This is a genomic window from Nonomuraea maritima, assembly GCF_900100395.1.
Classification (GTDB): domain Bacteria; phylum Actinomycetota; class Actinomycetes; order Streptosporangiales; family Streptosporangiaceae; genus Nonomuraea; species Nonomuraea maritima.
Map to the genome: position 1 here is coordinate 1 of NZ_FNFB01000044.1, position 24,638 is coordinate 24,638.

Below are 24,638 nucleotides of genomic sequence, written 5' to 3' on the forward strand. Positions count from 1 at the left end.
ACCACGTACCAGCGGCTGCCTTCCCGCTTCACGCTGATCGTCTTCACCCGGCCCTTGACCGGCCGGTGCTGATGCACCCGGACGTGCCCGATGCCCTGCAACCGGACGTAGGACGCCGTGGGGTGCTCGCGCTGGGAGTCCCACCGGCAGCCGTCGCCGTCCTTCGGCCACTCCACCGTGTCGAACCAGCCCCGGCCCTTGAAACGCGGGAAGCCAGGCGTCCGACCCGTCCTGACGCGGTCGAAGAACGCGCGGAACGCCTTGTCCAGGCGGCGCAGCGTGGCCTGCTGGGACGAGAACGACCACCGGCCCTGCCCGCCGGCGTCGTCGGCACGGATGTGCTTCAGCTCGGCCGACTGGTCGCCATAGCGGATCGTGACACCGGCTTTGCGGTAGGCGGTGCGGCGGTGCTCCAGCGCGGCGTTGTACAACTGCCGGTGGTCCTCCAGGCACTGCGTGAGCGCGGCGGCCTGCTTGCTGGTGGGGCGCAACAGGAACGTGAACGACCGGCGCACACCCACTCCCCACGTTCGGCAACGAGACGGCCACGCTATCGGCCGGCACCGACAAAACCCGGAAGGAAATGTGTCATGCACGAACCTGACAGGTCAGGGCACGCTCGGGCCTTGGCGGCCCTCCCGCTCCGGATTCACCCGTCGTCCAAAGCCGACGGTCCCCTCGGGAGGATCTGATGGCGGATCGGCCCTGCCACGCACCTGAAGGGTGACTCAGGTGCGCACCGGGCGGTTACCTGCGCTCTCGATCCCATCGGTCGAGGAGCTTGGGGAACTCGCGGCCCATGAAGCCGTACATGTCGCGCATGAGCTCCAGCCTGGCCCTGCTCCTGGGACCTGCGCTGCCCTACACGTAGGGATGGAGATGCCCTGTCGAGCCGATCAGCGCAGTGCGCTTGTAGGCCGCAGGCGAGAAGTGGACGCCGGTGGCGCGATCGGCGAGGGCCAGTGCGGCGGAGGTGGGATTGTCAACGAATCCCGGCTCGTCTCCGCCGACGTGCAGCCCAAGGTCCGAGACGTCGGCGTCGAGGCGATCGGGCTCGGTGCCCTCGCGACAGCAATAGCTGTACAGGCTGAAGGTCGTGATCAAGCCGCCGTTCTCGTGCAGGCCGAAGTCGGCTCCCTTGATCGTCACGCGGACAGCGGCGGCTGCCGAGCCTTCGGAAACGAGCCCGGCACTGTCGTGGACGACGGCACCCCATCCGTACTCGACCAGGACTGTTCCGCCGGTGGCGCGGTACGCCGCGACACCGAACCCCTCTCCTTCCAAAGGGCTGCCCGGGACCACGTTCATCCGCCGCAGAGCCTCATCGGGAGGCACGTCCCGTACGAAGCAGACGCAGAGCCAGGTGTCACCCACGTCGTCGGTGAACTCCCGGTAGAGCCACTCATAGGTCGCCGCCGTCGCACCGCTCATCCACGTGCCTTCCACGAGCCGATGTCCCGGCGATCATGACAGTGCGGACCGACAACCTCACCCGAGAGCCGTACGCGACCAACCGGGGAACCCCTCAGCCCGATCCAGACGGCGCGGCGTCACTGCTGTCGGACCGGAACTTCTTGGGCTCCCCACCATTTCTCATGGCACGAGCACTTCGCTTCGCTCAACCACGGCCGATGACGCGCACCCAAGACACTTGAGGACTCTCCAACAGTTTCAAGTGTTCCGTACCGCGCCCCAGGGCGACGTAGCCATAGACAAGCCCTTGACCCGCCCTCTTCTTCAAATCCGCAAGATTCAGCCCGAAGCTGCGTAATACGCGATCGTCGTCTGGATCGAACATGGACACCCAGTGCCGGAACTCACCCAGCTGATCACCCTCGGAACCGCCCGTTCGACCCATCAGCTCTCTGATCTCTTTACTCCAATCCCAGCCGATCGGCACCACCTTGCCGGGAAAGCCCTTCCGCGCGTTTGATGCCGCCCCGAAGGGGCTGAAGAAGACCACGTTGGACGAACTCGTTCTGCCATCGTACGAGCTGCTCTCGACGAGATCCACATAGCGATCCCACGCAATACCCCCCTTGAAGCCGATCAGCAGTCTGTAGTCAGCGCGGGAGTCCTTTTCAAGCAGCTCCTTCACTGCCTTCACGGAGACATCCCGAAAGGCGTCCGGAGTCGAGATGACGGTGGACAGATAGGTCTCTTCTAGTTTGGGATGCACGATCGTACCGTCAAGCCGCAACTCGAACGAGACGTTCTGATACAACCAGGCCTTCCGCTCGTCGTACCCAATGGGCTGCACCGCCACCTGGATCGTTCTGCTCTTGTCAATTGGGCCATGGACCGAATGACAGGAAGAATACATATTTTCATTCTGGACATGATAGGCAGGATTGGTTATCCTCGCCGCCCCGATCAGAGTGAATTTCGTACGGTCAAAGTTTTCCGAGCATCCCCACGGGCCAGGCCAGGCTGTCCACGAAAGGCCTGCGACCGCGGAGCACGTCAACAGGACAGCCATAAATCTCTGTGGTTTCATCCGCTTGTCCGTCCAGCCGAAGTGCCCGCTACGAGCAGTGATGCTGCCACAATGAGAGACGCCGCGAACTCGACTGTGCGGGATCGGCGGTGAGCCCCTTCTTTCTCTGCCGTCCGACTTTTCCAGCGACACGCCCCGAACGTTATTCGGGAAACGGACGAGGCCCTGGCGTCACGTGTGGTGATGGAGCGGGATCGTGCGCGGGACCTGGTTCTCCGTGCCGGGCTCCACGATGACGAACTGCCCCATCATCCCCGAGTCCTCGTGCCGCAGGAGGTGGCAGTGGTACATGTACGGCGTCCCCGGGTCCGTGAACTTCCCGAACTGTACGGCCAGCCGCACCGTGCTCTTCGGCGGCACGTACACCGTGTCCTTGTGCCCGGCCGCCCACTTCTCCGGCTTCGCCCCGTCCACGTCGAGCACCTGGAACGCCACCTCGTGGATGTGGAAGTTGTGGGCGTAGACGGTGTTCTCGACCTCCCAGATCTCGACGGCCCCGGCCGGCACGACCTCGTCGATGCGCGACATGTCCATTTCCTGGCCATTGATCGCGTCGTGCCCGTTCAGCCGGAACCGCCGTACCGTCGCTTGGGGCGGCACCACGACCGGCGCCGGCGCGCCCGCGAGGCGGCCGGGCAGCGGCGGCGAGGCGGCCAGCCGCGGCGCCGCGACGATTTTCACCAGGTCGAAGTCCCCCTCGTCGATGTCGTCCGACCCCGAGACCGTGCGCAGCAGAACCTGCTCACCGCCGGTGAAGGACACCACCACCTCCACCCGTTCGCCCGGCGTGAGCGACACCCGGTCCACCTCGACCGGGGCGGCGAGCGGCCCGGCGTCGCCGCCCACCACGTGGAACGAGCGGCCGTCGGCGAACGTCAGGTGGTACCTCCGCGCGTTCGACCCGTTGAGCACCCGGAACCGCACCCGCTCCGTCCGCACGTTCAACAAGCCCCGGTACGTCCCGTTGACCAGCATGTGGTCGCCCAAGATGCCGAAGGTGCCCTTGAGCGGATCGGGCGCGGGGTCGAGGACCTTGTCCTGCAGGATCAGCGGGATGTCGTCGACCCCGTACCGCGAGGGGAGCTCCGCCGGGCCGTCGTCGACGATGAACATCCCGGCGAGCCCTCGGTAGACGTGCCGGGCGGTCGCTCCGTGCGGGTGCGGGTGGTACCAGGACGTGGTGGCGGGCTGGTCGACGGTCCAGTGCGGGCTCCAGGTCGCGCCCGGCTCGATCGGCTGGTGCGGGCCGCCGTCCATGCCGGCGGGCAGCCGCATCCCGTGCCAGTGCACGGTGCTGGTCTCGGCCAGCCGGTTGGTGACCGTCATGCGGACCTTGTCGCCGCGGGACGCGCGGATCGTCGGGCCGAGGTACGGGCCGTTGAAGCCCCAGGTCTCGACTGGTTCGCCCGGCAGCAGCGCACTCCGGCCGCGCTGCATCGTCAGCGCGAAGGCCAGCGTCCCGTCCTCGCCGCGCGAGGGTTCGAGCAGGGGTGGTACGCGCAGCTGGGTGCGGAAGGCGGCCGGGTCGGTCGCAGGGGTGGAGCCGCAGGCCGAGGCGAGGCCGGTCAGGGCGGCGGCCGTGAGGAACTGTCGACGGTTCATGGTTCCCGGTGGATCGGTCGTGTCGGCATGGCCTGATCAACTGTGCGGTGCCGGGCGCTTCCTACGACAGTCGCCGAGGTCACCTCGTGGGCGTGAGATCCTCATGATCGACCGGGGCGCGGGCGAGCAGTTCGAAGCGGTCGCCGGTCCGGGTGGTGGTGAGCTCGCCGCCGACGGCGGCCAGGCGGGCGCGCAGGTTGCACAGCCCGGTGCCGGGCTCGCCGGGCTCGTCGGCGGCGCCGTCGTTGGTCACGCGCAGCCGTATCTGCCCGTCCTCGACGGCGATCTCCATCAAGCACTCGTACGGCGTGCTGTGCCGGAGCACGTTGGTGACCGACTCGCGCAGCACCACCGCGAGGACGGACCCGGACGGCCCGGCGACGGGCGTGGCCTCGATCCGTACGGTCGCACCCGTGGCTTCCAGCACGGCCCTGGCGGAGTCGAGCTCGGCGGCCAGCGACAGGCGACGGTCCGGCGCGTCCAGCCGGGCGGCGTCGGAGAGCGCGGTCCGCGCCGCGTCCGTCACCCGTTCGAGCTGTTCCGCCGCCCTGCCGGGGTCGGCGCGCAGCAGGCGCAGCGCGAGCTCGGCGTGCAGGACGATCGCGGTGAGGCCGCGGCCGAGCAGGTCGTGGACGTCCCTGCCGACCTTGATGCGTTCGCGCAGGGCCGTCACCTCGACGAGCTCGGCCCGCGTCCTCCTCAGCTCGATGACGAGGGCGGCCAGCCGGGTCATCCCGTGGACGGCCAGGGCGGTGGCGAGGGTGCTGCAGAGCTGGTAGACGGCCACGGCCGGGCCGCCCGGCCAGCTTTCCATGGCGGCGACGGCACAGATCGCCGCGCACAGCGGCCACGCCACCGGACCCCGCACGCAGAGCAGGACGACTCCGGCGAAGAACCCCGACACCACCAGCCCGTACGCGTCCCCTTGCAGGAGCGGCGCGTAGATGGCGAGCGCCTGGGCCGCCAGCGTCCAGGCCAGCCCTCTGGGGCGGGCGCCGGCGCGCAGGGCGGCCAGGTGCCAGAACTGCAGGGCCAGGGTCACGGGCAGCAGGACCAGGTAGGCGGCGTGTCCCGAGCGGAGGCCGAGACTGTCGTCCGCGACGAAGTTGAAGATCGACTGCCCGATGAACAGGGCGTGCGTGCCGACGAGGATCGGGGTGGCCAGCCGGAGGACCCGCGGGTCGTCGTCGCCGGACGGGACCGGGATCGCCGCTCCGGCGACCGGCAGGGACCGGACCCGCTCCAGGGCCTCCCGGGCGATGGCGACGGCCCGGCGGATCGCCTCCGGGTCGCGTTCGCGCCGCGCCAGCCGCTCGACGACCGACACGCTGCTCACGACCAGGCCGTGGACGTGCCCCCACAGCCGCAGCCGCTCGACCTCACCCGCCCTGGCGGCCAGCTCCGACCGCTCCTGCCCGACCCGGTCCACCAGGTCGACGAGGCGGCTGAGGCCGTACAGCATCAGACCGCCGTTGATCGGGGCGACGATCGCGTAGTAGACCAGCACCGGCGGCAGGTCCAGCGCGATCGCCGCGCCGGCCTCGACGGCCACGATCAGCGCGACGAGCGCCCACGCCCACGAGCCGCCCACCGCGAGCAGGACAGATGCGACGACGAACCCCGAGCCCCCGGCCCGCCAGTCCCCGGACCCTGCCCCGGCCAGCAGGGGCAGGTAGTTGAGCACGACCTGCGGGATCACCAGGACGGCGCGCCGCCCACCCGAGAGCGAGATCGGCAGCTGGAGCGCCGCGACCGCGACGATGCACGCCAGCATCAGCGGGCCTGTCGTGGTCTCGCCCAGGTGGAAGGTGACACGTAACAGACAGACCAGACAGATGTACGCGACGAGCAGGCGGGGCGGGCTCAGAGCCAACCGGATTCCTGGGCGATCCGTACGGCGTGCAGTCGGTTGCGGGCGTTCAGCGTGGCCACGATCGCGGTGAGGTAGTTGCGTACGGTGCCCGGCGACAGGAAAAGGGCCCCGGCGATCTGCTCCACGTCCTCACCGTCGGCGAACCTGCGGAGCACCTCCAGCTCGCGCGGCTTGAGCGGGCTCTGCGCCGCCTCCAGCGCGGCCACGGCGAGCTGCGGGTCGACCACCCGCTCACCCGCGGCGACCCTCCTGATCGCGTCGGCGAGCTGGTCGGGCGGGGCGTCCTTGACCACGAACCCGGACACCTGCGCCGCGAACGCCCTGCGGACGCTCGCCGGACGGCCGAAGCTCGTCACGATCAGAACCCGGCACCGGGGCAGCCTTCTGCGCAGCTCGGCCGCGGCGGTGAGCCCGTCGATTCCGGGCAGTTCGACGTCGATCACGGCCACGTCCGGGACGTGCTCCAGCGCCAGCGGCACGATCTCGTCGCCGGCGCCGGCCTCCGCGACCACCTCGATGTCCGGTTCGAGCTGGAGCAGCGCGACGAGGGCGCCACGGACCATGTGCATGTCCTCGGCGAGCAGAACCCGGATCATCCAGCGCCCCCGTTTTCGCCTGTTTCATCGTGAAATCCTCATTCTGGGTCATGAGGACTTCACGCCGGGGCTCCGGTGAGCTTTTCAAGCATCGGCGGCCCGGCACAGGAGAGCCACTGCCGGCGTCTGCAGCGTTCGGGGACGAAAATGCCTTATACATGTCGCAGGGATAGGCAACCTGAGCCGACGGTGCGCATGGTCTCGCGATCACCCTGAAGCCCCGAGATTGGCGCCTTCTCGGGACGTACGGGAATCTTGTCGGTGCAGCATGGCAGGCTCGTGGTCATGTTGATCGCGCTGAGCGGGCTGCCGGGTGCCGGGAAGAGTGCCTTGGCAGGTGAGCTGGGTCGGTTGCTTTCGGTTCCGGTCCTGTCGGTCGATCCGGTGGAGGCAGCGCTGTGGCAGGCGGGCATCGATCGCAGTCAGCCGACCGGGCTTGCGGCATACGTGGTGGTGGAGGCGGTTGCCGCTGGGCTGCTGTCGCTGGGTCAGAGCGTGGTGGTGGACGCGGTGAACGACGCCGTTGAGGCTCGGGGGCAGTGGTCCGCCCTGGCTCGTCGATGGCAGGTCGAGCTGCGCTATATCGAGGTGATCTGTTCCGATCCGGCGATCCATCGGCGTCGGCTTGAGGGTCGCCGGCGCGACATTCCTGATTTCGTGGAGCCGACGTGGGAATCAGTCGAGGCGCGGCGGGTGAACTTCGCCGCCTGGCATGAGCCGCGCCTGGTGCTCGATTCGCTTGATCCGCCGGCGGACAACGTGGCAGCGGCGATCGCCTATCTCGACGCATCCGTTTCACACCGGCCCGATTGACTCATGGCGCTCGACTCGGCAGGGCCCCCTTAGCCGCGGCGCCCTCGGCCGAAGTGCGTAAAGTGAAGATCAACTTCAGGGCTTTGGACGGAGAAGTGCAGTGGTCGATCGTCTGGCGCGTGCCGGGGCCGCCGTTGTGGTGTTACTGGCCCTCGGTTCCTGCTCAGCGCCACCCGCTGACCCGCTGTTGAGAGACGCGGCCCAGTGGCCGCTGGTCAAGGTCAGGGGCCTGATCGACGATCCGAAGCTGCCTGACGAGGCCGAGCGTGCGCTGGCACAGGTCAGAGTCGGTTCCTACGACATGCTCGCGTGGATTCACTCCTCCGGCCTGTGCGGGCTGTCCGGCTCCGAGTGGAGCGTCCACACCGATGTGAGCATGCACGTCGACCTGACCACGTCCGAGGGACACCCAGAGCGGCCGACTGGATTCTCAGGACCGACGGAACCGGCGGTGAGCACCTCCTACGGCAACAAGGTGAGCCTGTTCTGCACGCCGACCAGGATGCTGATCAAGGTCTCCGGGGAGACATCGCAGCCTTTCGTCTCCGGTGATGCCGTGGCGCAGCTTGTCGATGGCGGGCTCAACGCCGTTGTCGGCTCGGAGGAAGCTCTGCGGGAGTCGCTCCCCCGTGCGACGGTGACCCGGGGCGGATGAGGAACGCTCCGGCTGCGTCCCGGGCCGCCTGAGAACTTTCTGGTGGTTGCCGCGCTCGGCCGAGAGTGCTGCTTGCGCGGCGAGAAGTACACCAAGGGCCAGTCGCCCGTACGGCCCACGAAAGACGGGGACGCGCACGGGCCGCCGAGCGATGACCGGTCAGGCGAGGTGCCGGGCGGCCTGGGTGACGGTCTCGACGGCGTCGAGGGGCCAGGGGCCGGTGGTGAGGACGACGACGTGGTCGATGCCGAGCTCGGTGAACGCGGCGCAGCGGTCGGCGAACGCGGCGGCGCCCTCACCCGGCTGGATGCGGGTCGCCATGATCTTCTCGATCTCCTCGTACGGACGTCCGATCCGCTCGCACAGGTCGCGCAGCACGGCCAGCTTGTGGTGTGCCGTCGCACCGCCGTCGGGGAGGTCGAAGACGTTGCAGGCGTCGGCGTAGCGCGCGACCAGCGGCAGCGTCCGCTTCTCGCCGGTGCCGCCGATGAGGATCGGCGGGTGCGGGCGGGACAACGGAAGCGGGCCGCCGACCGGGGCGTCCAAGGCGTAGTACGTACCCCGGTACGGCTCCGCGTCGCCGGCCCACAGCCGTAGCGCGATCTGCAGCGTTTCCTCCAGCCGGTCGAACCGCTCGGGCAGCGGAGGCAGCGGCAGGCCCATCGCGGCCGCTTCCTCGGCCTGGTATCCGGCGCCGATGCCGAACAGTGCGCGCCCGCCGGAGATCACGTCCAGGGTGGTGACGGCCTTGACCAGCAGCGCCGGGGGACGGAACGTGACCGCGCTGACCAGCGTGCCCAGACGGATGCGCGAGGTGCGCGCGGCGAGGTAGCCGAGGGTGGTGCAGGCCTCCAGCATCTCGGTCTCTTCGGGGCGGGCGCCGTACGGGTCGGTCTGGAGCACGTGGTCGGCGACCCAGAGCGCGTCCAGGCCGCCTGTGTCCGCGGCCTCGGCGATCTCGCTCAGCCTGTCGGCCATGGTGCCGTCACGCCAGGAGAAGTTCGTGACGCTGATGCTCGTCCTCATTCCAGCGTTCCTCTCCGATCGGGGGCGTTCATGCGTCCAGACCCCGCCTGAGCAGGGCGTATCCGCTTCTGGTACGGGCGGCGACGCGGTGGGCGAGCGCCTGCCCGCTCGTACCGGCGAGAACCTGTTCCCGGGTGTAGGCGACGAGCGTCTTGTGGACGCCGAGGATCAGGTGAGCCGCCGTCGCCGCGTCCTCGCCAAGCGTGGTGGTACGCGCGATCACCTCGGCGAGCGCGATCGCGGCGTGGTCGTAGGAGGCCCGCTCGCGGGCGAGCAGGGCAGGGCTCTCGGCGATCATGCGGTTGATCGCCGCCAGCCGCTCCTCTCGTTCGGACGACAGCGACGTCGGCTCCTGGTCCAGCAGGAACGCCTCGGTGGCGGCCACGATCCCCTGACCGTCCTGGCGGTGCTCGATCGCGTCGATCAGGCGAATCCAGAACTGGTCGAGCCGGTTGAAGACGAGGTCTTCCTTGGTACGGAAGTAGTTGAACACGGTCGCCTCGGACACCTCTGCCGCGCGCGCGACCTCGGCGATCGTGACCTCGTCGAAGCCGCGGGCCAGGAACAGCACCAGCGCCGCGTCGGCGATCGCGGCGCGGGTGCGCTGCTTCTTCAGCTCGCGAAGCCCGATCGAGGGCTGGGCGGCCGGGGCGCTCACGCGGAGGCCAGCGGGCTGAACTGGATGCCGGCCAGCCGCCAGCGTCCGTCGGATCGCACCCAGGTCTGGCTGACGCGGACGCTCAGGCGGACCTCCTGCCATCGACACCCCGGCGCCCGTGCGGACTTCGTCGCCCGACGACGCCGTCCTTACCGGAGCAGGTTGTCGCGTGCGTACGCGGCGGCTTCCGTACGGTTCCTGACGCCGATCTTGGCGAAGGCGTTGTTCATGTGCGTCTTGACGGTCGTCGCCGCGATGAACAGAGCCGAGCCGATCTCCGCGTTGCTCAGGCCTCCGGCGACGAGCCGCAGTACCTCGACCTCCCGTACCGTCAGCCCGTCGGGACAGACCGAGACCGGCGGCGGCGCCGCACGGGACAGCGCGTCGACCAGCCGGCGGGACACCGCGGCCGAGAATGTCGACTGCCCCGCCGCGGCGGAGCGGAGGGCGGCGGCGATCTCGGTCCTGCCGGCGTCCTTGGTGAGATAGCCGCAGGCCCCGGCCAGCAGGGCGGAGTCCACCGACCGGTCGTCGTCGTAGGTCGTCAGCACCACGACGGCCACCGAAGGGTGTTCGCGAGTGATTCGCCGGGTGGCCTCGACGCCGTCCAGCACGGGCATGCGCAGGTCCATGAGCACGACGTCGGGACCCAGCTCGGCCACCAGGCCCAGGGCCTCCTCGCCGTTCCCGGCGTCGCCCACCACCTCCACGTCGTCGACCAGGTCCAGCAGCGCCACCAGTCCCTCGCGCATGAGTTGCTGGTCGTCCACCACCAACACCCTCATTCCGGCACCTCCGCCCGTACCTCCCACAGGTCGCCCACCTGTCCGGCGAGCAGGGTCCCGCCCGCGAGCGCCAGCCGCTCCCGCATGCCCTGCAGGCCGTGCCCGGACGGCGGCGTCACGCGAGAGTCCGGCCCCGAAGGTACGGCCGGACACGGGTTGCGCACCACCAGCCGCACGGCGCCGTCGCCGTAGCCGAGCCCGACCGAGACCGGCTCGCCCGGCGCATGCCTGGCGGCGTTGGTCAGCGCTTCACGTGCCGTACGCAGCAGGCAGACCTCCGCCGCGGGGGTGATCGGCCGCCGCGTGCCGGTCGCGCGCAGCTCGGCGGGAACGTCATGGTCCCTGCGGTGCTCGGCGACCAGCAGACTGAGCGCGTCCGGCAGCGGCGGCACGTCCTCGCGTAAGGCCGCCACCGCCGAGCGCGCCTCCACCAGCCCTTCCCTGGCCAGAGCCCGCGACCTGCGGATGCGCGCCACGGCGCCCTCGACGTCGCCGCGCTCGGTGAGCATGGCCTCGGCGACCTCCAGCTGTACTCCGAGGGCGCCGAGTGAGTGCGCGAGCACGTCGTGGAGCTCCCTGGCGATGCGCGCCCGCTCATCGAGCGCCATCGCCCTGGCCCGGTCCTGCTGCGCGCGGCGGTACTGGCGCCGGTGCAACGCGAAGAGCACGGTGCACAGCACGACCGCCCCGTGGATCACGATCGCCGAGCGCGGCTGGTCCCACCCGAGCATGCTGCCGGCCATGAGTCCGACGTCGAGTGCGGTGACCGCGACGATCGCCCCCAAGCTCGGGACCACGTGCACCGCGAACTGCAGCAGCAGCGCGAACACGAACACCGTGGTCGCCGCCTCGGCCGAACCCGACACCGACGCGGCGATCGCCGAACCCGCTCCGAGCAGGGCCACGGCCACGCGCGGGAAGCGGCCGTCCAGCAGGACGAAGGCCAGCCAGCACGCCATCGATCCGCCGAGCGCCGACCACACCAGCGCGGGCGCGCGATCGGGCGAGGCGACCGCCAGCGACCAGGCGAGCACCAGGCTCATCAGCAGCCTGACCAGGCGGCCGGTCTCCGGGTCGTCGGCCGCCAGCAGCCGTACGACGCGTCCCCATACCTCCCGCATGACCTACCGAGAGTCCCTCAAGGTCAGGATCATGTCCACCAAGACAAGCCGGAACGCCACGAAGCCGACGATCACCACAAGGGCCACCACCACGATCGCGAGAAGCAGCTTGCCGTTCATCTTTCCCCCGTTGGCGTCCAGGAACCGATGCAGCAGGTCGAGCCAGAGCCGGCCCGGCCGTTCAGAGCGCTTGTCCATGCCCCCGGACGGTACGGACGGCGCCGGGTGGAGCGGCACCCCCGAAAGATGGACGGCTGGGTGGAGAACGGTCAGCGCCGATCGCCGGCGGCTGAGACGGCCGGTGACCTGACACCCCGCCTCGAGCAGACAGCCGTGAGCACACATCCCGATGTTGTTTCGGCCGTCCTCCCGTCCGCCATGAAGCGCAGCGCCAGTCGTGATGATCGTCAGGTTACGGGGGCGTGCGGGTTTCTGGCTGGGTGCTGAGGACGGTGAGTGTGTCCTGGACGGTGATGGCGATGACCTCGTCATCGTGAACGCTGATCATGCGGGTACGCCGCAGGGCCGTGGTCCGGCCCGCTCATCGCTTCTCGGCCGTCGGTGACGTGGGGGTGTCGCGGATCCGCCATACCGCGGGTACCAGCAGGGTAACGGCGGTGATGAGAACTGCTGTCGCAGCGCCGGCGATCAGGACGGGACGGGTGCCGAAGAAGGCGGCGGCGGGTCCGGCCAGCCCCATGCCGAGGGGTGCGGCCACAAGGGCACCCAGCATGCTGACGGAGGTCGCCCGGGCGACGAATTCCTCGGGCAGGTGTCGCTGAACGGCCGTGGTCTGGATGACGTTGTAGAGCACCAGCTCTGCGCCGGCGGCGATGCCTGCGATGGTCAATTGCCAGACGGAGGCGGGCAGGGCCAGCAGGGCAGGCAGCGGTGCGATCAGCAGGAACACCAACAGCGCGGCCACCATGGGGCGGGCAGGCCGCCAGTGAGCGCTGATGACGCCTGCGGCCAGCCCGCCGGCGGCGTAGGCGATGCCGATCGCCGACCACGCCGGTGCTCCGCCAAGGTGCTGGTCGGCGACATACGGGCCGAGTACCAGGATGGGGGAGATCACGAGCGCGTTGCCGACGGCGATGTGGACGATCCACACCCACAGCCATGTGCGCCGGCCCACCTGCGAGAGCCCGTCACCGATGCTCGCCAGCAGCCCGCCGGTGGAGCCCGGCCTCTCGGCAGCGACCGCTCGCGGGAGCCGGTGGAGGAAGGCGGCACTCACCAGGAAGGTCAGCGCGTCCACCAGGATCGCCCACCCCGGCCCCACCAGGGCTACCAGGGCTCCGGCGGCACCGAGCGCCAGGATCGACGCCGTGCTCCGAGAGATCGAGATCAGAGAGTTGGCTGCCTGCAGGCTTTCCCTGCCGACCAGCGACGTGACGAGCCCCACGGCCGCCGGGTTGAAGAAAGCCGATCCGACACCGGCGAGCAGTTGCAGGACCACCAGCATCCACAACTGTGCGGTGCCGGTCAGGAGCAGGACCGCAGTCGTGCCGTGAGCCCCGAATCGAACCAGGTCGGTGACCAGCATGATCGTACGGCGGGAGAAACGGTCGCCCGCCGCGCCGCCCAGCAAGGTCAACAGGACGATCGGTAACCGGGTGCTCAGCACCACGATTCCCAGGTCGATCGGAGATCCGGTGAGATGCAGTACGGCGAAGGCGATGGCGAGAGGCGTCAGGGAATCGCCGAACGAAGAAGCGGTCTGCCCCAGGTAGTAGCGCCGAAAGTCCCGTGCGGCCAGAGGCGAGAACATGGATGCGATCCGGCCTCGTGGTCCTTGGCGGTTCCTGGCATCCGCGTTCGCCACGGCATGGGCGGTCGCATCAGCACCCGTGTCGTCATCAGAACGAGTACGGCCGGACCCTCGCACCAGACGCCTCACTTCCAGTGATCGATCACGACAGGCGCTCGACCGTTGTCTCCAGCACCGAAGCCGCCACCCTCCCAGAACCGACCGACAATTTGGCCGGCGTCCCGCGCCCGGCCCTTCGCTCGCGTCTCCCTGGCACGATCGGCCAGGTCACCGCCCGGGCCAGGGAGACGGGGGCCGGAAGTCTCAGCAGTACTCTCCGGTCGCCTGCTCGCGGAACTCATCGTCGGTGACCGCGTCCCCGAAATGATCCACCTCGCCGCTGGAGGCGAAGCGCTCCGGCACGTCGGCCAGCAGGAATCCGCGCCCGACCTCGATGCCACTGGACAGCCTCACGCTGACGCTGATGTTCGACGGCAGCGGCTCGCGCAACGGCGTCTCCTGCTCCGCGAACCCGTCCTCGTCCCCGACCACGATCACCCCGTGCCGTATTTCCGGGCGTGTGGGCCGCGACGCCCGCCACACCAGCCGTTCGGTCTGATGCTCCACCACCTCGATCGCCGAGACGGTCTCCCCGCCGCACAGCGGGACCACGAAGCGGAACCGTCCGTCGGCCGCCCGGCCCATCGCGACGGGCCGCGGCAGGGGGTCGCCCAGGGTCGGAATGCAACCCGTCAGCAGCACCAGGCTCAGCGAAACGCCGACGGCTCTTCCGGCCCGCCGGTCAGCGGTCGTAGGTAAAGCCCTTTTTCTGCGCCTGCCACTCATGGACATGCATCCCCATCCTGACTGAGGTGGTAGACGAGGAAGGTGGGTCAGACAGTGGCCCTCTGGTCATACCACTGGTACTGGTTCCAGCGCTCGGCCTCATGGTCCAGGAACGCACGCAAATGCTCGCTCAGCACCACGGAGCCCACCGTCAGCTCACACGCCGCTCCCCGCCGAGGACGCTCAGGCCGGGCGTGCGGCCTTGAGGAAGAGGTCCACGAGGGCGTCGGCGTACTCGGGGGTCAGGGGGCCCGAACGGTGGAGCCAGCGTTGGAAGAGGGGGGCGTACAGAAGCTCGAGTGCCAGGCCGAGGTCGAGGTCGGCGGCGAGCTGGCCGGCCCGCTGCGCGCTGCGCAGCCGGGCCTTCTTGGCCTCGTCCACCGGTGTGGCCAGCCGTTCGCGGTACTGGGCCGCGAGGTCGGGGTCGTTGATGATCTCCGTGTTGAGCGCCCTGATCGGCCCCTCGAACGCCGGGTCGGCGAACTCCGCCACCGTCGCGCGCATCACGAGCTTGAGGTCGGCCTCGATGTCGCCGGTGTCGGGCAGCGCCATGCCGCCCTCCTCCGCCTCGCTCAACGCGAGGAACGCGTCGAAGATCACTGCTCCCTTGGAACGCCACCAGCGGTAGATCGTCTGCTTGCCCACCCCGGCCCGGGCGGCGATGGCCTCGATCGAGACCTTGCCGTATCCCACCTCGGAGACCAGCTCGCGGGCGGCGTCGAGGATCGCCTGGCGGGAGCGCTCACTGCGGCGGGACGGGTCGGGGTGCTTGGGCATGCGAGGCAGCATAGCAGCCAAACGAGACGAGACGATCCGTCTTGACAGCGGCGCGCGTCAGGCCTCACAGTAGGGGCACAGCGAGACGAGCCGTATCGTCTTGCATCTACTGATCAAGGAGAGTGTTGTGACCCGAGTGTGGTTCATCACCGGTGCGTCGCGCGGCCTCGGACGGGCCTTCACCGAGGCCGCGCTCGCCGCCGGGGACCGCGTCGTCGCCGCCGCACGGAACGTGGAGCCGCTGGCGGAGCTGGCCCGGCAATATCCCGACGCCCTCGTACGCCTGCCGCTCGACGTGTCCGACCGCGCCTCCGTGTTCGATGGCGTGGAGCGGGCCGTGGCCGCCTTCGGCCGGCTCGACATCGTGCTCAACAACGCGGGCGGGCTGCTGCTCGGCATGGTGGAGGAGGCCACGGAGGAGCAGCTCAGAGCCCATCTGGACGTCAACTTCTTCGGCGCCGTCTGGGTCACCCAGGCCGTCGTGCCACACCTGCGCGCCCAGGGCTCCGGCCACATCCTCCAGGTCACGTCGATGGGCGCGAGCAGCGGCTTCGCCGCGACCGGCATGTACGCGGCCGGCAAGGCGGCGCTCAACGCGGTGAGCGAGGCGCTGGCCATGGAGGTGGAGCCGTTCGGCATCAAGGTCACCATCCTGCAGATGGGCGGCTACGACACCGGACTGTTCACGGTGGGCACCACCATGACCGAGCCCGATCCCGGGTACGCGGAGCTGCGTGCCAAGCTCGCCGAGATGTGGGGCGACGACGCCGGCCCCGATCCGAGCACCGCGGTGCCCGCCGTCATGGAGCTGGTCGGCCTGGAGGAGCCGCCGGCGCGGCTCATCGTCGGCGGCGTCTCGTACGACATGGTGCTGCAAATGGAACAGGCCCGCATCGAGCAATACCAGGCATGGGAACGGCTCAGCCGGCTGGCGCCCGGATGAAACTATTCCGCGCGCTCGTACGTCCGAAAAAATAAGTGGCACGGCCGCCGAGCCGGCCGTTAATGTCAATCACAACCGGGGCGGCCCTCAACCGCCCCTCCGCGATCAGCAACAAGGAAAGGCCAGCCATGCTTCTCGCAGCCGCCGCACTCGGGCAGGAACGGTGCCGCTATCGCCGACCTGCCGCGCTGGGCTGCGCCCTGCTGCGGAGGGCTTCCGGATAAACCTCGAGAAGGAGCATTTCCGGAGGCCGCCAGGTGACCACCAGGCGGCCTTTCCTTTTGCTGATTGACAATTTCACAGCGGAACACCATGGGCTGATGGTGAAAAGGCATCACACCTGCCTTGCAAGCAGGAGTTCGGGTTTCGAGATCCCGTCGGTCCACGTCGCCGCAGAGGTCGAACAGGTGAGGCAGCCGGCTTCCAACCGGCAGGACGGGGTTCGAGTCCCCGCTGCGGCTCTCCACGCGTCCGTAGCCCAACGGGAGAGGCACCGGTTTCAGGAACCGGGTGGTGCGGGTTCGAATCCCGCCGGACGTACCAGGCCCCGTTCGTCCAGTGGTCAGGACACCCGGCTTTCACCCGGGAGATCGCCGGTTCGAATCCGGTACGGGGTACGGCCCCATAGCTCAATGGATCAGAGCGCCGGCCTACGAAGCCGGGTCCGTCGCAGGTTCGAGTCCTGCTGGGGCTACGTCATGCGCGAGCTGGGCACGTGGTGAGCCCACCCGGCTGTAAACCGGACGCTTCGGCTGTGGCGGTTCGACTCCGTCCTCGCGCACTGCCTCTGTCGAGGCTTGGCGCAGTTCGCCGGTGCGGAGGTCGGCCTGCAAAGCCGATCCGTGCGAGTTCGACTCTCGCCTGCGTCTCGAAGGGCGTTTTCCGCTCGGGCTCCCGCCACCCGAATCACACAGCTGTCCGGCTCGTGCGCGAGCGCACGCGGTCTCATTCCCGCTCCGCGGCGCTTCCGATCTCGTCCCGCATGGCTTGGAGCATGGCCCGAGCGGCAGCTGACGCGTCCGCGGCCGTGACCATCACGGTCTCTCTCCTGAGTACGAGGGCTGGGTCCTCCACGCGCAGCCACTTCACACCGTGCGGGACGGTTTCCGCCGCCAGTCCGGGCAGGACTGAGACGCCCAGTCCGGCGGCGACGAGCCCCAGGCGTGTCTGCCAGCCGCGGGTCTCGTAGGCCACCCGCGGACTCTCCAGGGTCGGCCAGGCACCGAACTGCGGTTCGCCTTCTCCGCCTGCTCCCACGATCCACGCCTCTCGCGCGAGATCGGCGACGTGCACCTGGTCTCGTGACGCCAGCGGGTGATCGGTGCTGACGGCAACGCCGATACCGCGGCCAGTTTGTACGACTTCGACGTGCAGCCCGGTGAAGTCGTAGTCGGGCAGACCTTCCCCGATCGCCACCACGGCCATCTCGATCCTCCCGGCGCGGAGGCGGCGTAGCTGTGCGGGGCTGCCCGCCTCCCACAAACCGACGGTGACGCCCGGGTGCGCCTTGTGGAGGCGCGCGATGGCTCGGGGCACCAGCGCGGCCGCCGCGGTCGGGTAGGCGCCGACGGCCAGGCGGCCCGCGATGCGGTCGCGGAGCCCGGCGATCTCCAGCTCCGCCGCCTCGACGTGCGCGAGCATGTGGCGCGCGTGCCGCAGCAGGACCTCACCGGACTGAGTCGGCCGGACGCCGCGAGCCTGCCGCTCGAACAGCGGGGCGCCCACGGCGGCCTCCGTGGCGATGATCTGGCGGGAGACCGCGGACTGCGTGTAGCCGAGCGCCTCGGCCGCCGCGGTGAAAGAACCGCGCTGAGCGACTTCGAGTGTGACCCTCAGGCCCGTCAGCGTCAGTTCCGGCATGGCCCGACGATATGCGTGAGACATGGGGGCGGCAAAGTACGGCCTTGTCGGTTCCTTGCCGGCGTGCTGCGTATCAGGCGCTGCGCGGGGCCGGGTACTCGGCGTCCGCGGCGTAGGCGGCCTCCCGCCGGCTTTCCAGGGACGCGAGGCGACCACGCACCGTGGACGTGACGGCCTCGTACGCGTCGGAGTTCAGCAACAGGCGCAGCGGCGGGTTGTCGGACAGGGCGGCTTCGATCGTGGCGTGGGCGACGCCGGACTGGCTGGCAACCATGTCCTCGACCGGGGGCAGGGCCGCGTCGGCCGGGCCGCCGCGGTACGGCTCGCTGAGCGGGACTCGCGCCGCCGTGTCGTAGAAGCTCGTACGTACCATGCCGGGCTCCACGAGCATCGTCTTGATCCCGAACGGCTCGATCTCGGCCGCCAGCGCCTCGAAGTAGCCCTCCACTCCCCACTTGGTGGCGTGGTAGATCGCGAAGCCGGGGAAGGTGATGTGGCCGCCCATGCTCGACATCTGGACGAAAACGCCCCCGCCTTGTGCGCGAAGGTGCGGGACGGCACGGCGGACGAGCTGGATCGAGCCGGTGAGATTCGTGGCGATCATTCTCTCGACCTGCTCGTCGGTCAGGTCCTCGCCGGCGCCGAACACGCCGAGGCCGGCGTTCGAGACGACGACGTCGATGCGCTCGTTCTCGGCGAACGCCCGCGCCATCACGTCTTCGATCTGGGCGCTGTCCGTCACGTCCAGGCGTGCGCGCCACAGCCGGTCGCCGAACTTCTCGGCGAGGTCGTCGAGCTGCTCGGGGCGGCGCAGTGTGGCGGCGACGCGGTCGCCGCGTGCCAGGGCTTGTTCGGTGATCTCACGGCCGATGCCGCGGGACGCTCCGGTGATGAGCCAGGTGGTCATGGGGTTTTTCTCCTGTGATGGGTCGTGTTGGTAGCGCCGGGTTCCCCCCTTGGCTGCTGTGGGGGGCATCCTCCAGGATGCCTTCACCCTTCTCATGCGAACAAGCGATGGTTTCGCATCTCAGACATGCTTGATACGCATGACACAGGAGCGGGACCTGGGAAAGCGTCCGCGTAGGCTGTTGTGCGCATTTCCAGGCCCGTGCTCCGCCCGTCGGCGCAAGAGATCACGGCTCGGCCGTTCCCCGGCGCCAAGCCCTCGCGTAGAGGTCACGAGCTCGCAATGGGGCAGCCGAGGTCGTCTTCACCCCGGCGGAGAGCGTCCCCCATCAGCGGATGAGCGAGGGCCAAGACGACGTGAAAAAACCTGGAACCAGACGACGGGCTCCGGCGGAGTAGTGGCAGAGGGTGCGAGGGCACCCGTGAGAGGACCCATCCCATGCACGTACGCCACGAGGGCCGCGAGTGGTGACAGCTGTCCAGACGTCCCCTCCTATGGGTGACGCCGCGCTCATCCGCGAGTCGCTGGCCACGCCCGAGTGCTTCGCCGGACTGTTCGACCGGCACGCCGACGAGATCCACCGCTACGCGGCGCGCCGGCTCGGCCCCGAGGGCAGCACCCTGGCCGACGACGTGACGGCCGAGACGTTCCTCGTCGCTTTCCGCAAACGGACGCGCTACGACCAGAGCCGGGCCGACGCCCGTCCGTGGCTGTACGGCATCGCCTCGAACCTGATCTCCGGTCACCACCGCTCCGAGGTCCGGCGGCTCAAGGCACTGGCCCGCTACGACCGCGAGGAGGACGCCGGGTTCGAGGAACGCAGCATGGAGCGGGTCACCGCCTACCAATTGCGGCCACGCCTGGCCGCCGCGCTCGCCGGGCTCCGGCCCGCCGAGCGTGACCTGCTGCTGCTCGTCGCGTGGGCCGAGCTCAGCTACGAGCAGGCCGCCGAGGCGCTCGGCGTGCCCGTCGGGACGGTCAGGTCCCGGCTGTCCCGCACCAAGGACAAGCTCCGCCGCCGCCTGGCGGACAAGTGAACTTCCAGGGAGAACAGATGGACGACATCGACAACGTGGTGAGGGACGCCCGTCCCGAAGCCGCGCCGTACGACGGCCATGCCAGATCGGCCGCCAGGGCCCGGCTGCTCCAGGCCGGCACGGTACGGCACGGCGGCGTGCGGCCGACGCGCACCCGCCGCACGCGTTTCATGGTCGCCGTCGGGGCGCTGGCCGTCGCGGCGACCGCGGTGGTCGTCGTGGGCAGGCTCGACGGCGCTCCCCCGGCCGTGGACCACGGTCCCGCGGTCGTGGCGCTCCCCGTGATCGCCCCGGTGTCCGCGACCGAGGTGCTCGGCCGGGCGGCGTCCGCGGCCAAGGGCTCCGGCGAGGCGGACCCGCGGGACGACCAGTTCGTGAAGGTCGAGTCGCAGACCATGTACCAGTGGTCCAGCCCGGAGGCCCGCTACCTGTACCGCACGCGGCGCACCATCTGGCAGTCGGCCGACGGCCGCCACGCGGGCGCTCTGAAGATCGAGCACCTGGCGCCGCGCCCCTACCCCGGCCGGCCGCTTCCCGAGCAGGCCACGAGGGACACCGGGGAGACGAGCTGGAACCTGCTGCCCGCCTGCGACCTCGGCCCCGAGGACAACTGGTTCACCTACGCGTCGCTGAAGAAGTTGCCGGCCGACGCCGCGGGCATGCACGACTACCTGTACGGCAGGGCCGGGGAGAAGGCGAAGCTCGCGTCCGGCAAGAACTCGTCGGTCGACGACATCGCCTGGACCATGGTGGGCGACATGCTGAGGGAGACCGCCATCCCCGCCGCCCAGCGCGCCGCGCTCTTCGAGGCGGCGAAGTCGATCCCCGGCACCACCGTGACCGAGGACGCGACCGACGCCGCCGACCGTAGCGGCATCGGTGTCGGCCGGGTCCTCGACGGTGTCAGGAATGACCTGATCTTCCAGCCGGACACCTACGCCTACCTCGGCGAGCGCGGTGTCGTGGTGGACGCGGACGAGGCGAAGGCCCCCGTGGGCAGCCTGGTCGCCTCCACGGCCCAGCTCAGCGTGTCGGTCGCCGACAAGGCTCCCGACGTCGACGACCCGGCCTCCACCTGCGCTCCCCCCGGCAACGCCTGAACCACGGCTGAGAGGACGTCCAGCGCGGTGCGGGTTCATCCGGGCGCAGGGAGGGCGGCGTTGCGAGATCACCTTCAGTCGTAGAGCGTCGCCATGGTCCGTGCCGATGCGGCGATGCGCTCCCGAAGCTCCGGCGGTGCGAGCACCTCCACCTCCGGGCCGAGCCGCAGCAGCTCTGCCTCCGCGTGGGTGAGGCTCTCGATGGGGATGACGGCCCGGCGCCAGCCGCCGGGTTCCGGTTCTCCCTGGTTCACGCCATCGAGCACCGCCTGCGCAGCGACGTCCTGGAGGCGAGTGATGCCGACCGGTGAGATTCGTATCTCCGCTTCGCCCTGCCACAGTCGCTCCTGCAGCCGCGCCGTATGGGCCTGCCAGTGACGAGCCAGGTCGAAACGGACCGGTGGGTCGAACACCTCTTCCAGCACCTCCAGGTCAAGGATCTGCCCGATCCGGTAGGTACGCAGGTCATCGCCGGAACGGGCCACGGTGTACCAGCGGCCGGCCTTGAGCACGATCCCGTACGGCTCCAGACGCCGCTCGACCACCTCCGGGGCATGCCACCGGCGGTAGCGCACGCGGACGGCCCGCCGCTCCCACACCGCTGCCGCCACCGCGGGAAGATGCGGCACCTCGTCCGCCTGCCGATACCAGCCAGGGGCGTCGAGGTGGAAGCACTCACGGATCCGCCGCACCTGGCCCTGCAGCGCGATCGGCAGGGCGGCCTCGAGCTTGAGCTCGGCCGCCGCCAGGGCCGAGCCCAGCCCCAGCTCGGCCGCCGGCCCGGGGAGACCGGCCAGGAACAGGGTCTGCGCTTCGGCCGTGGTCAGCCCGGTCAGCCGTGTGCGGTAGCCGTCGAGCAGCGCGTACCCGCCCGCGTGCCCCGCCTCTCCGTAGACGGGCACGCCCGCCGCGATCAGCGCCTGCACATCCCGGTACACCGTACGCACCGACACCTCGAGCGCCGCCGCCAACTCATCGGCGGTCATCCGACCGCGGTTCTGCAGCAGGAGAAGAAGCGAGAGGAGTCGATCGGCGCGCATGGCCGCAAATTTACGGCCGGTCCACTGACACAGGATGTCAGGGGACCGGTTCTAGCGTCTGCGGCATGACGAACAACGGCTTCGCGTTCTTCACCGGCACCTACGACGTCGCCAACCGCTGGCGCAAGGACTTCCTCGACCCGACGGAAGGTGACGACCGTTGGGAGGAGTTCCCCGGTGTCACCCGCGCCTCTAGCCACTTCGACGGCGCCGCCAGCTTCGACGAGATCGAGTTCCCGACCAAGGGCTTCGCAGGGTTGACCCTGCGACTGTTCGACCCGGCGACCGAACAGTGGTCGCTGTACTGGGGCAGCAAGCGCACCGGCACCCTCTTCCCGCCCGTCACCGGCAGCTTCGGCGAGGACGGCACCGGCGTTTTCCACGGCGACGACGAACATGACGGCCGCAAGGTCAAGGTGCGCTTCATCTGGTCCGGCATCACCGCCGACCGCGCCCACTGGGAGCAGGCGTTCTCCCTCGACGACGGGCAGACCTGGCTCACCAACTGGCACATGGACATGACCCGGCGCACGGCATAGACGTGCCATCGCCAGCGGCGGCGCCGGACGCGGCGTTGACCCCGCGAGCGGCCCGGCTCGTGCGGAGCCGGGCGCCGCTCCGCCGGCGGCATCCTTCAAGGCTTCCGGCCGGTGGGCGGCTATGGCTCCTGGCGAGCCGTGGCGCGCAGGCCGTCGAGGACGACCGTGGTCAGCGGGCCGTCGAAGCGCGAGGCGGGACGGCAGACGGTGGCGTACAGCACGTCCACGGCCTGCTCGGGGGTGAGGTCGCGGCGCATCGAGCCCTCCTGCTGCGCCCGCCCGGCGATCTCCGCCAGCAGCTCGCCGACCTCGTCCCAGAGCTTCGCGCAGGACGGCGGCACCGCCGCCGACCCGGCGAGCGACACGATCAGCGACAGCGGTTGCCAGGCGCAGTAGTTCATCACGTCGAGCAGCAGCGCCCAGTACGTCTCCGGCCGCTCCTCCAGACGGCCGCGGATGTGCGTCCGCAGCCCCTCCAGCGTGATCTCCGCCAGCTCCTCCACCATGGCCCTGCGATCGGGGAAGTGGCGGTAGAGGGTGCCGACGCCCAGGCCGGCGGTCTGGGCGATCTCCTCCATCGAGACACCGGGCCCGCGCTCGGTGAACAGCTCCAGCGCCGTCATCAGGATGCGCTCGCGATTGCGCCGCGCATCGGCCCGCATCATCTGTTCATCCCCTCAACGTGAATCCTGGATTCAGGTTAGTGTACCGTCCAAGAACGGAACCGGAATCTCCTCTTCACTTTAGGATGCCGACATGAAACTGGGCATCGCCCTGGCCACCGGCGGCGCAGACCTGGAAACCCTGCTGGAGCAGGTGGGCATCGCCCGCAAGGCCGGGTTCGAGAGCGCCTTCTTCAACCAATACGCCTCGCTCGACGCGATCAGCGTGGCGGGCCTGGCCGGCCGGCTGAACCCCGGCATGGAGGTGGGCACCGGCGTGGCCATCACCTACGCCAGGCACCCGTACGCGATGGCCGAGCAGGCCCTCGCCGCGAACGCCATCAGCGGTGGCACCTTCACCCTCGGCCTGGGCCCGAGCCACAAGCATTTCGTGGAGGCCATGTACGGGGTGCCGTACGACCGCCCGGCCGTCCACGTCCGCGAATACCTCACCGCCCTGCGCCCGCTGCTGCGCGGCGAGCCCGTCGACTTCCAAGGCGAGACGCTGTCGGTCACCGGCCAGATCCCCGCGCCCGGCGCCGAGCCCCCGCCCGTGCTCATCGCCGCGCTCGGCCCCGTGATGCTGCGCGTCGCCGGCGAGCTGGCGGACGGCACGATCCTCACCTGGGTGGGCGCCCCGCTCATCGGCGACTTCATCGCGCCCCGCATCACCGCCGCCGCCGAGGCGGCCGGACGGCCCGCGCCGCGCGTGGTCGCCTCCACCATGGTCTGCATCACCTCCGACCCCGACCGGGTGCGCGGCGAGCTCGAGGCGCAGATGGGCTTCACCGGCGACTTCGCCGCCTACCGCGCCGTGCTCGACCGGCAGGGCCTGTCGGGCGTGCACGAGCTGCTCATCGCCGGTGACGAGAGCGAGGTCGAGAAGGGCGTCGAGAGGTTCGCGTCGGCCGGCGCCACCGACCTGGCGATCATCCCGATCGGCACCCCGGAGGAGCAGGCCCGCACCTTCGCGTTCTTCAGCCGCTGATCGTCCGCACGGACGCAGGCTCACCTCATGGCAGCCCTCCGGTGTGCCTTCACTCCAGGATCGGATCGAGGTCCAGCCGTAGTTCCCCGGTGATGGTGTGATCCGGCCGGTAACCGGTCGCGGCGACGACGCGGTCCGCGGCGATCGTTCGCTCGGAGCCGTCCTTGTCCAGGGCGACCAGTTCGACGCCGGCGCCGTCCGGCTGCGTTCGTACAGCTCGGATCTTGAAGCCTGGGGCGAGCTCCACCACACCCTTGTCGATCAGCAACTGCAGGCCGGTTCCGAGAGCACCGCGAGCCGGTAGAGCGTCGTCGTCTCCCCCGCCGAACGCGCGGGTGTGGTCGTCGGAACGGATGGCCCAGGTCAGGCGGGTGTCTGGTGCTTTGGGCGCGGCTTCGGTCGCCTGGTCCCGGTTCGGGGTGCGCAAGCGGTCGGTGTCCTGACGAGTGATCGCGGCGACACGGGCATGGAGACGCAGGTGAGGACGGATGTGCGGAAGGCCGGCCAGCGGCTGCAGGTAGCGCGTGGCGAGTTCGGTGATGGGCGGGGTGGCAGACATCAGA

Annotated in this window: 26 protein-coding genes and 7 tRNA genes; 14 read left to right on the forward strand and 19 right to left on the reverse strand. The window is 69.7% G+C overall.

Features of this window, described 5'->3' with window-relative positions; all coding sequences use genetic code 11:
* The 6 genes from BLR04_RS37000 to BLR04_RS37025 form a co-directional block, all read right to left on the reverse strand.
* Window positions 1-515, reverse strand: a 515-nt coding sequence (locus BLR04_RS37000; RefSeq protein ID WP_245740966.1) for an RNA-guided endonuclease InsQ/TnpB family protein, incomplete at its 3' end; no start/stop codon positions are given.
* Window positions 516-861: 346 nt separating this feature from the next.
* Window positions 862-1,446 carry a DUF6461 domain-containing protein gene (locus tag BLR04_RS37005; RefSeq protein ID WP_143022383.1) on the reverse strand — a complete coding sequence of 195 codons (585 nt, stop codon included), beginning with the start codon at window positions 1,444-1,446 and terminating at the stop codon, window positions 862-864.
* A gap of 172 nt (window positions 1,447-1,618) precedes the next feature.
* Window positions 1,619-2,629, reverse strand: a complete 1,011-nt coding sequence (locus tag BLR04_RS41105; RefSeq protein ID WP_176903483.1) for a hypothetical protein — start codon at window positions 2,627-2,629, stop codon at window positions 1,619-1,621.
* 39 nt (window positions 2,630-2,668) lie between these two features.
* The gene (locus BLR04_RS37015) at window positions 2,669-4,099 is read right to left on the reverse strand and encodes a multicopper oxidase family protein (RefSeq protein WP_090773840.1); all 1,431 of its coding nucleotides are present in this window, start codon (window positions 4,097-4,099) and stop codon (window positions 2,669-2,671) included.
* A 79-nt stretch (window positions 4,100-4,178) separates the two neighbouring features.
* Window positions 4,179-5,972, reverse strand: a complete 1,794-nt coding sequence (locus tag BLR04_RS37020; RefSeq protein ID WP_090773841.1) for a histidine kinase — start codon at window positions 5,970-5,972, stop codon at window positions 4,179-4,181.
* The gene (locus BLR04_RS37025; protein WP_090773842.1) at window positions 5,963-6,568 is read right to left on the reverse strand and encodes a response regulator transcription factor; all 606 of its coding nucleotides are present in this window, start codon (window positions 6,566-6,568) and stop codon (window positions 5,963-5,965) included. Before BLR04_RS37025 ends, BLR04_RS37020 begins: the two co-directional genes overlap by 10 nt.
* Window positions 6,569-6,853: 285 nt before the next feature.
* Here BLR04_RS37025 and BLR04_RS37030 point away from each other — a divergent pair, with 285 nt between their 5' ends.
* Together BLR04_RS37030 and BLR04_RS37035 are read left to right on the forward strand one after the other, a co-directional pair.
* Complete coding sequence (locus BLR04_RS37030) at window positions 6,854-7,381, forward strand: P-loop nucleotide/nucleoside kinase family protein (RefSeq protein WP_090773872.1); 528 nt, start codon at window positions 6,854-6,856, stop codon at window positions 7,379-7,381.
* A 100-nt stretch (window positions 7,382-7,481) separates the two neighbouring features.
* A complete protein-coding gene (locus BLR04_RS37035) occupies window positions 7,482-8,036 on the forward strand; it encodes a hypothetical protein (protein ID WP_090773843.1) in 555 nt (184 codons plus the stop codon).
* Window positions 8,037-8,195: 159 nt separating this feature from the next.
* Here the strand turns inward: BLR04_RS37035 and BLR04_RS37040 are convergent, their stop codons facing one another.
* The 8 genes from BLR04_RS37040 to BLR04_RS37075 form a co-directional block, all read right to left on the reverse strand.
* The gene (locus tag BLR04_RS37040) at window positions 8,196-9,062 is read right to left on the reverse strand and encodes a TIGR03560 family F420-dependent LLM class oxidoreductase (RefSeq protein WP_090773844.1); all 867 of its coding nucleotides are present in this window, start codon (window positions 9,060-9,062) and stop codon (window positions 8,196-8,198) included.
* A 28-nt stretch (window positions 9,063-9,090) separates the two neighbouring features.
* Window positions 9,091-9,720: a TetR/AcrR family transcriptional regulator gene (locus tag BLR04_RS37045; protein WP_176903485.1), complete on the reverse strand. Its 630-nt coding sequence runs from the start codon at window positions 9,718-9,720 to the stop codon at window positions 9,091-9,093.
* A gap of 149 nt (window positions 9,721-9,869) precedes the next feature.
* Window positions 9,870-10,505 carry a response regulator gene (locus BLR04_RS37050; RefSeq protein ID WP_090773846.1) on the reverse strand — a complete coding sequence of 212 codons (636 nt, stop codon included), beginning with the start codon at window positions 10,503-10,505 and terminating at the stop codon, window positions 9,870-9,872.
* A complete protein-coding gene (locus tag BLR04_RS37055; RefSeq protein ID WP_090773847.1) occupies window positions 10,502-11,626 on the reverse strand; it encodes a sensor histidine kinase in 1,125 nt (374 codons plus the stop codon). The genes BLR04_RS37050 and BLR04_RS37055 overlap by 4 nt, the downstream gene beginning before the upstream one ends.
* A gap of 3 nt (window positions 11,627-11,629) precedes the next feature.
* Window positions 11,630-11,824, reverse strand: a complete 195-nt coding sequence (locus tag BLR04_RS37060; protein WP_143022384.1) for a hypothetical protein — start codon at window positions 11,822-11,824, stop codon at window positions 11,630-11,632.
* 343 nt (window positions 11,825-12,167) lie between these two features.
* On the reverse strand, window positions 12,168-13,397 hold the full coding sequence (locus BLR04_RS37065; protein WP_090773849.1) for an MFS transporter: 1,230 nt from the start codon (window positions 13,395-13,397) through the stop codon (window positions 12,168-12,170).
* A 303-nt stretch (window positions 13,398-13,700) separates the two neighbouring features.
* Window positions 13,701-14,138 carry a hypothetical protein gene (locus BLR04_RS37070; RefSeq protein WP_090773850.1) on the reverse strand — a complete coding sequence of 146 codons (438 nt, stop codon included), beginning with the start codon at window positions 14,136-14,138 and terminating at the stop codon, window positions 13,701-13,703.
* A 267-nt stretch (window positions 14,139-14,405) separates the two neighbouring features.
* Entirely contained in the window at window positions 14,406-14,999 is a 594-nt protein-coding gene (locus BLR04_RS37075) for a TetR/AcrR family transcriptional regulator (RefSeq protein WP_090773873.1), read from the reverse strand.
* A 127-nt stretch (window positions 15,000-15,126) separates the two neighbouring features.
* Between BLR04_RS37075 and BLR04_RS37080 the strand changes: the two genes are divergently transcribed.
* The 8 genes from BLR04_RS37080 (at window position 15,127) to BLR04_RS41110 (ending at window position 16,811) form a co-directional block, all read left to right on the forward strand.
* Window positions 15,127-15,942: an SDR family NAD(P)-dependent oxidoreductase gene (locus BLR04_RS37080; RefSeq protein WP_090773851.1), complete on the forward strand. Its 816-nt coding sequence runs from the start codon at window positions 15,127-15,129 to the stop codon at window positions 15,940-15,942.
* 314 nt (window positions 15,943-16,256) lie between these two features.
* Window positions 16,257-16,327: transfer RNA gene (locus tag BLR04_RS37085), tRNA-Ala, on the forward strand.
* Between the two features lie 4 nt (window positions 16,328-16,331).
* A tRNA-Gly gene (locus BLR04_RS37090) sits at window positions 16,332-16,403 on the forward strand.
* A 6-nt stretch (window positions 16,404-16,409) separates the two neighbouring features.
* Window positions 16,410-16,485: transfer RNA gene (locus BLR04_RS37095), tRNA-Leu, on the forward strand.
* Between the two features lies 1 nt (window position 16,486).
* Window positions 16,487-16,559, forward strand: a tRNA-Glu gene (locus tag BLR04_RS37100).
* 1 nt (window position 16,560) lies between these two features.
* Window positions 16,561-16,636, forward strand: a tRNA-Arg gene (locus BLR04_RS37105).
* A 6-nt stretch (window positions 16,637-16,642) separates the two neighbouring features.
* A tRNA-Tyr gene (locus BLR04_RS37110) sits at window positions 16,643-16,723 on the forward strand.
* Window positions 16,724-16,741: 18 nt separating this feature from the next.
* A tRNA-Cys gene (locus BLR04_RS41110) sits at window positions 16,742-16,811 on the forward strand.
* A 76-nt stretch (window positions 16,812-16,887) separates the two neighbouring features.
* On the opposite strand, the gene BLR04_RS37115 is transcribed toward BLR04_RS41110, so the two are convergent.
* Window positions 16,888-17,802 (reverse strand): LysR family transcriptional regulator, encoded by a 915-nt coding sequence (locus tag BLR04_RS37115; protein WP_090773852.1) that lies wholly within the window; start codon window positions 17,800-17,802, stop codon window positions 16,888-16,890.
* Between the two features lie 73 nt (window positions 17,803-17,875).
* On the reverse strand, window positions 17,876-18,709 hold the full coding sequence (locus BLR04_RS37120; protein ID WP_090773853.1) for an SDR family oxidoreductase: 834 nt from the start codon (window positions 18,707-18,709) through the stop codon (window positions 17,876-17,878).
* Between the two features lie 494 nt (window positions 18,710-19,203).
* On the opposite strand from BLR04_RS37120, the gene BLR04_RS37125 reads away from it, so the two are divergent.
* Window positions 19,204-19,746 (forward strand): RNA polymerase sigma factor, encoded by a 543-nt coding sequence (locus tag BLR04_RS37125; RefSeq protein WP_090773854.1) that lies wholly within the window; start codon window positions 19,204-19,206, stop codon window positions 19,744-19,746.
* Between the two features lie 17 nt (window positions 19,747-19,763).
* Complete coding sequence (locus BLR04_RS37130; RefSeq protein WP_143022385.1) at window positions 19,764-20,846, forward strand: CU044_5270 family protein; 1,083 nt, start codon at window positions 19,764-19,766, stop codon at window positions 20,844-20,846.
* A gap of 74 nt (window positions 20,847-20,920) precedes the next feature.
* On the opposite strand, the gene BLR04_RS37135 is transcribed toward BLR04_RS37130, so the two are convergent.
* Window positions 20,921-21,886, reverse strand: a complete 966-nt coding sequence (locus tag BLR04_RS37135) for a helix-turn-helix transcriptional regulator (protein WP_090773856.1) — start codon at window positions 21,884-21,886, stop codon at window positions 20,921-20,923.
* A gap of 65 nt (window positions 21,887-21,951) precedes the next feature.
* Here BLR04_RS37135 and BLR04_RS37140 point away from each other — a divergent pair, with 65 nt between their 5' ends.
* The gene (locus BLR04_RS37140; RefSeq protein ID WP_090773857.1) at window positions 21,952-22,425 is read left to right on the forward strand and encodes a hypothetical protein; all 474 of its coding nucleotides are present in this window, start codon (window positions 21,952-21,954) and stop codon (window positions 22,423-22,425) included.
* 119 nt (window positions 22,426-22,544) lie between these two features.
* Here the strand turns inward: BLR04_RS37140 and BLR04_RS37145 are convergent, their stop codons facing one another.
* Entirely contained in the window at window positions 22,545-23,090 is a 546-nt protein-coding gene (locus tag BLR04_RS37145; protein ID WP_245740967.1) for a TetR/AcrR family transcriptional regulator, read from the reverse strand.
* 91 nt (window positions 23,091-23,181) lie between these two features.
* Here BLR04_RS37145 and BLR04_RS37150 point away from each other — a divergent pair, with 91 nt between their 5' ends.
* On the forward strand, window positions 23,182-24,075 hold the full coding sequence (locus tag BLR04_RS37150; protein ID WP_090773858.1) for a TIGR03564 family F420-dependent LLM class oxidoreductase: 894 nt from the start codon (window positions 23,182-23,184) through the stop codon (window positions 24,073-24,075).
* Window positions 24,076-24,124: 49 nt separating this feature from the next.
* On the opposite strand, the gene BLR04_RS37155 is transcribed toward BLR04_RS37150, so the two are convergent.
* The gene (locus BLR04_RS37155; RefSeq protein WP_090773859.1) at window positions 24,125-24,634 is read right to left on the reverse strand and encodes a Rossmann-fold NAD(P)-binding domain-containing protein; all 510 of its coding nucleotides are present in this window, start codon (window positions 24,632-24,634) and stop codon (window positions 24,125-24,127) included.
* Window positions 24,635-24,638 lie beyond the last annotated feature (4 nt).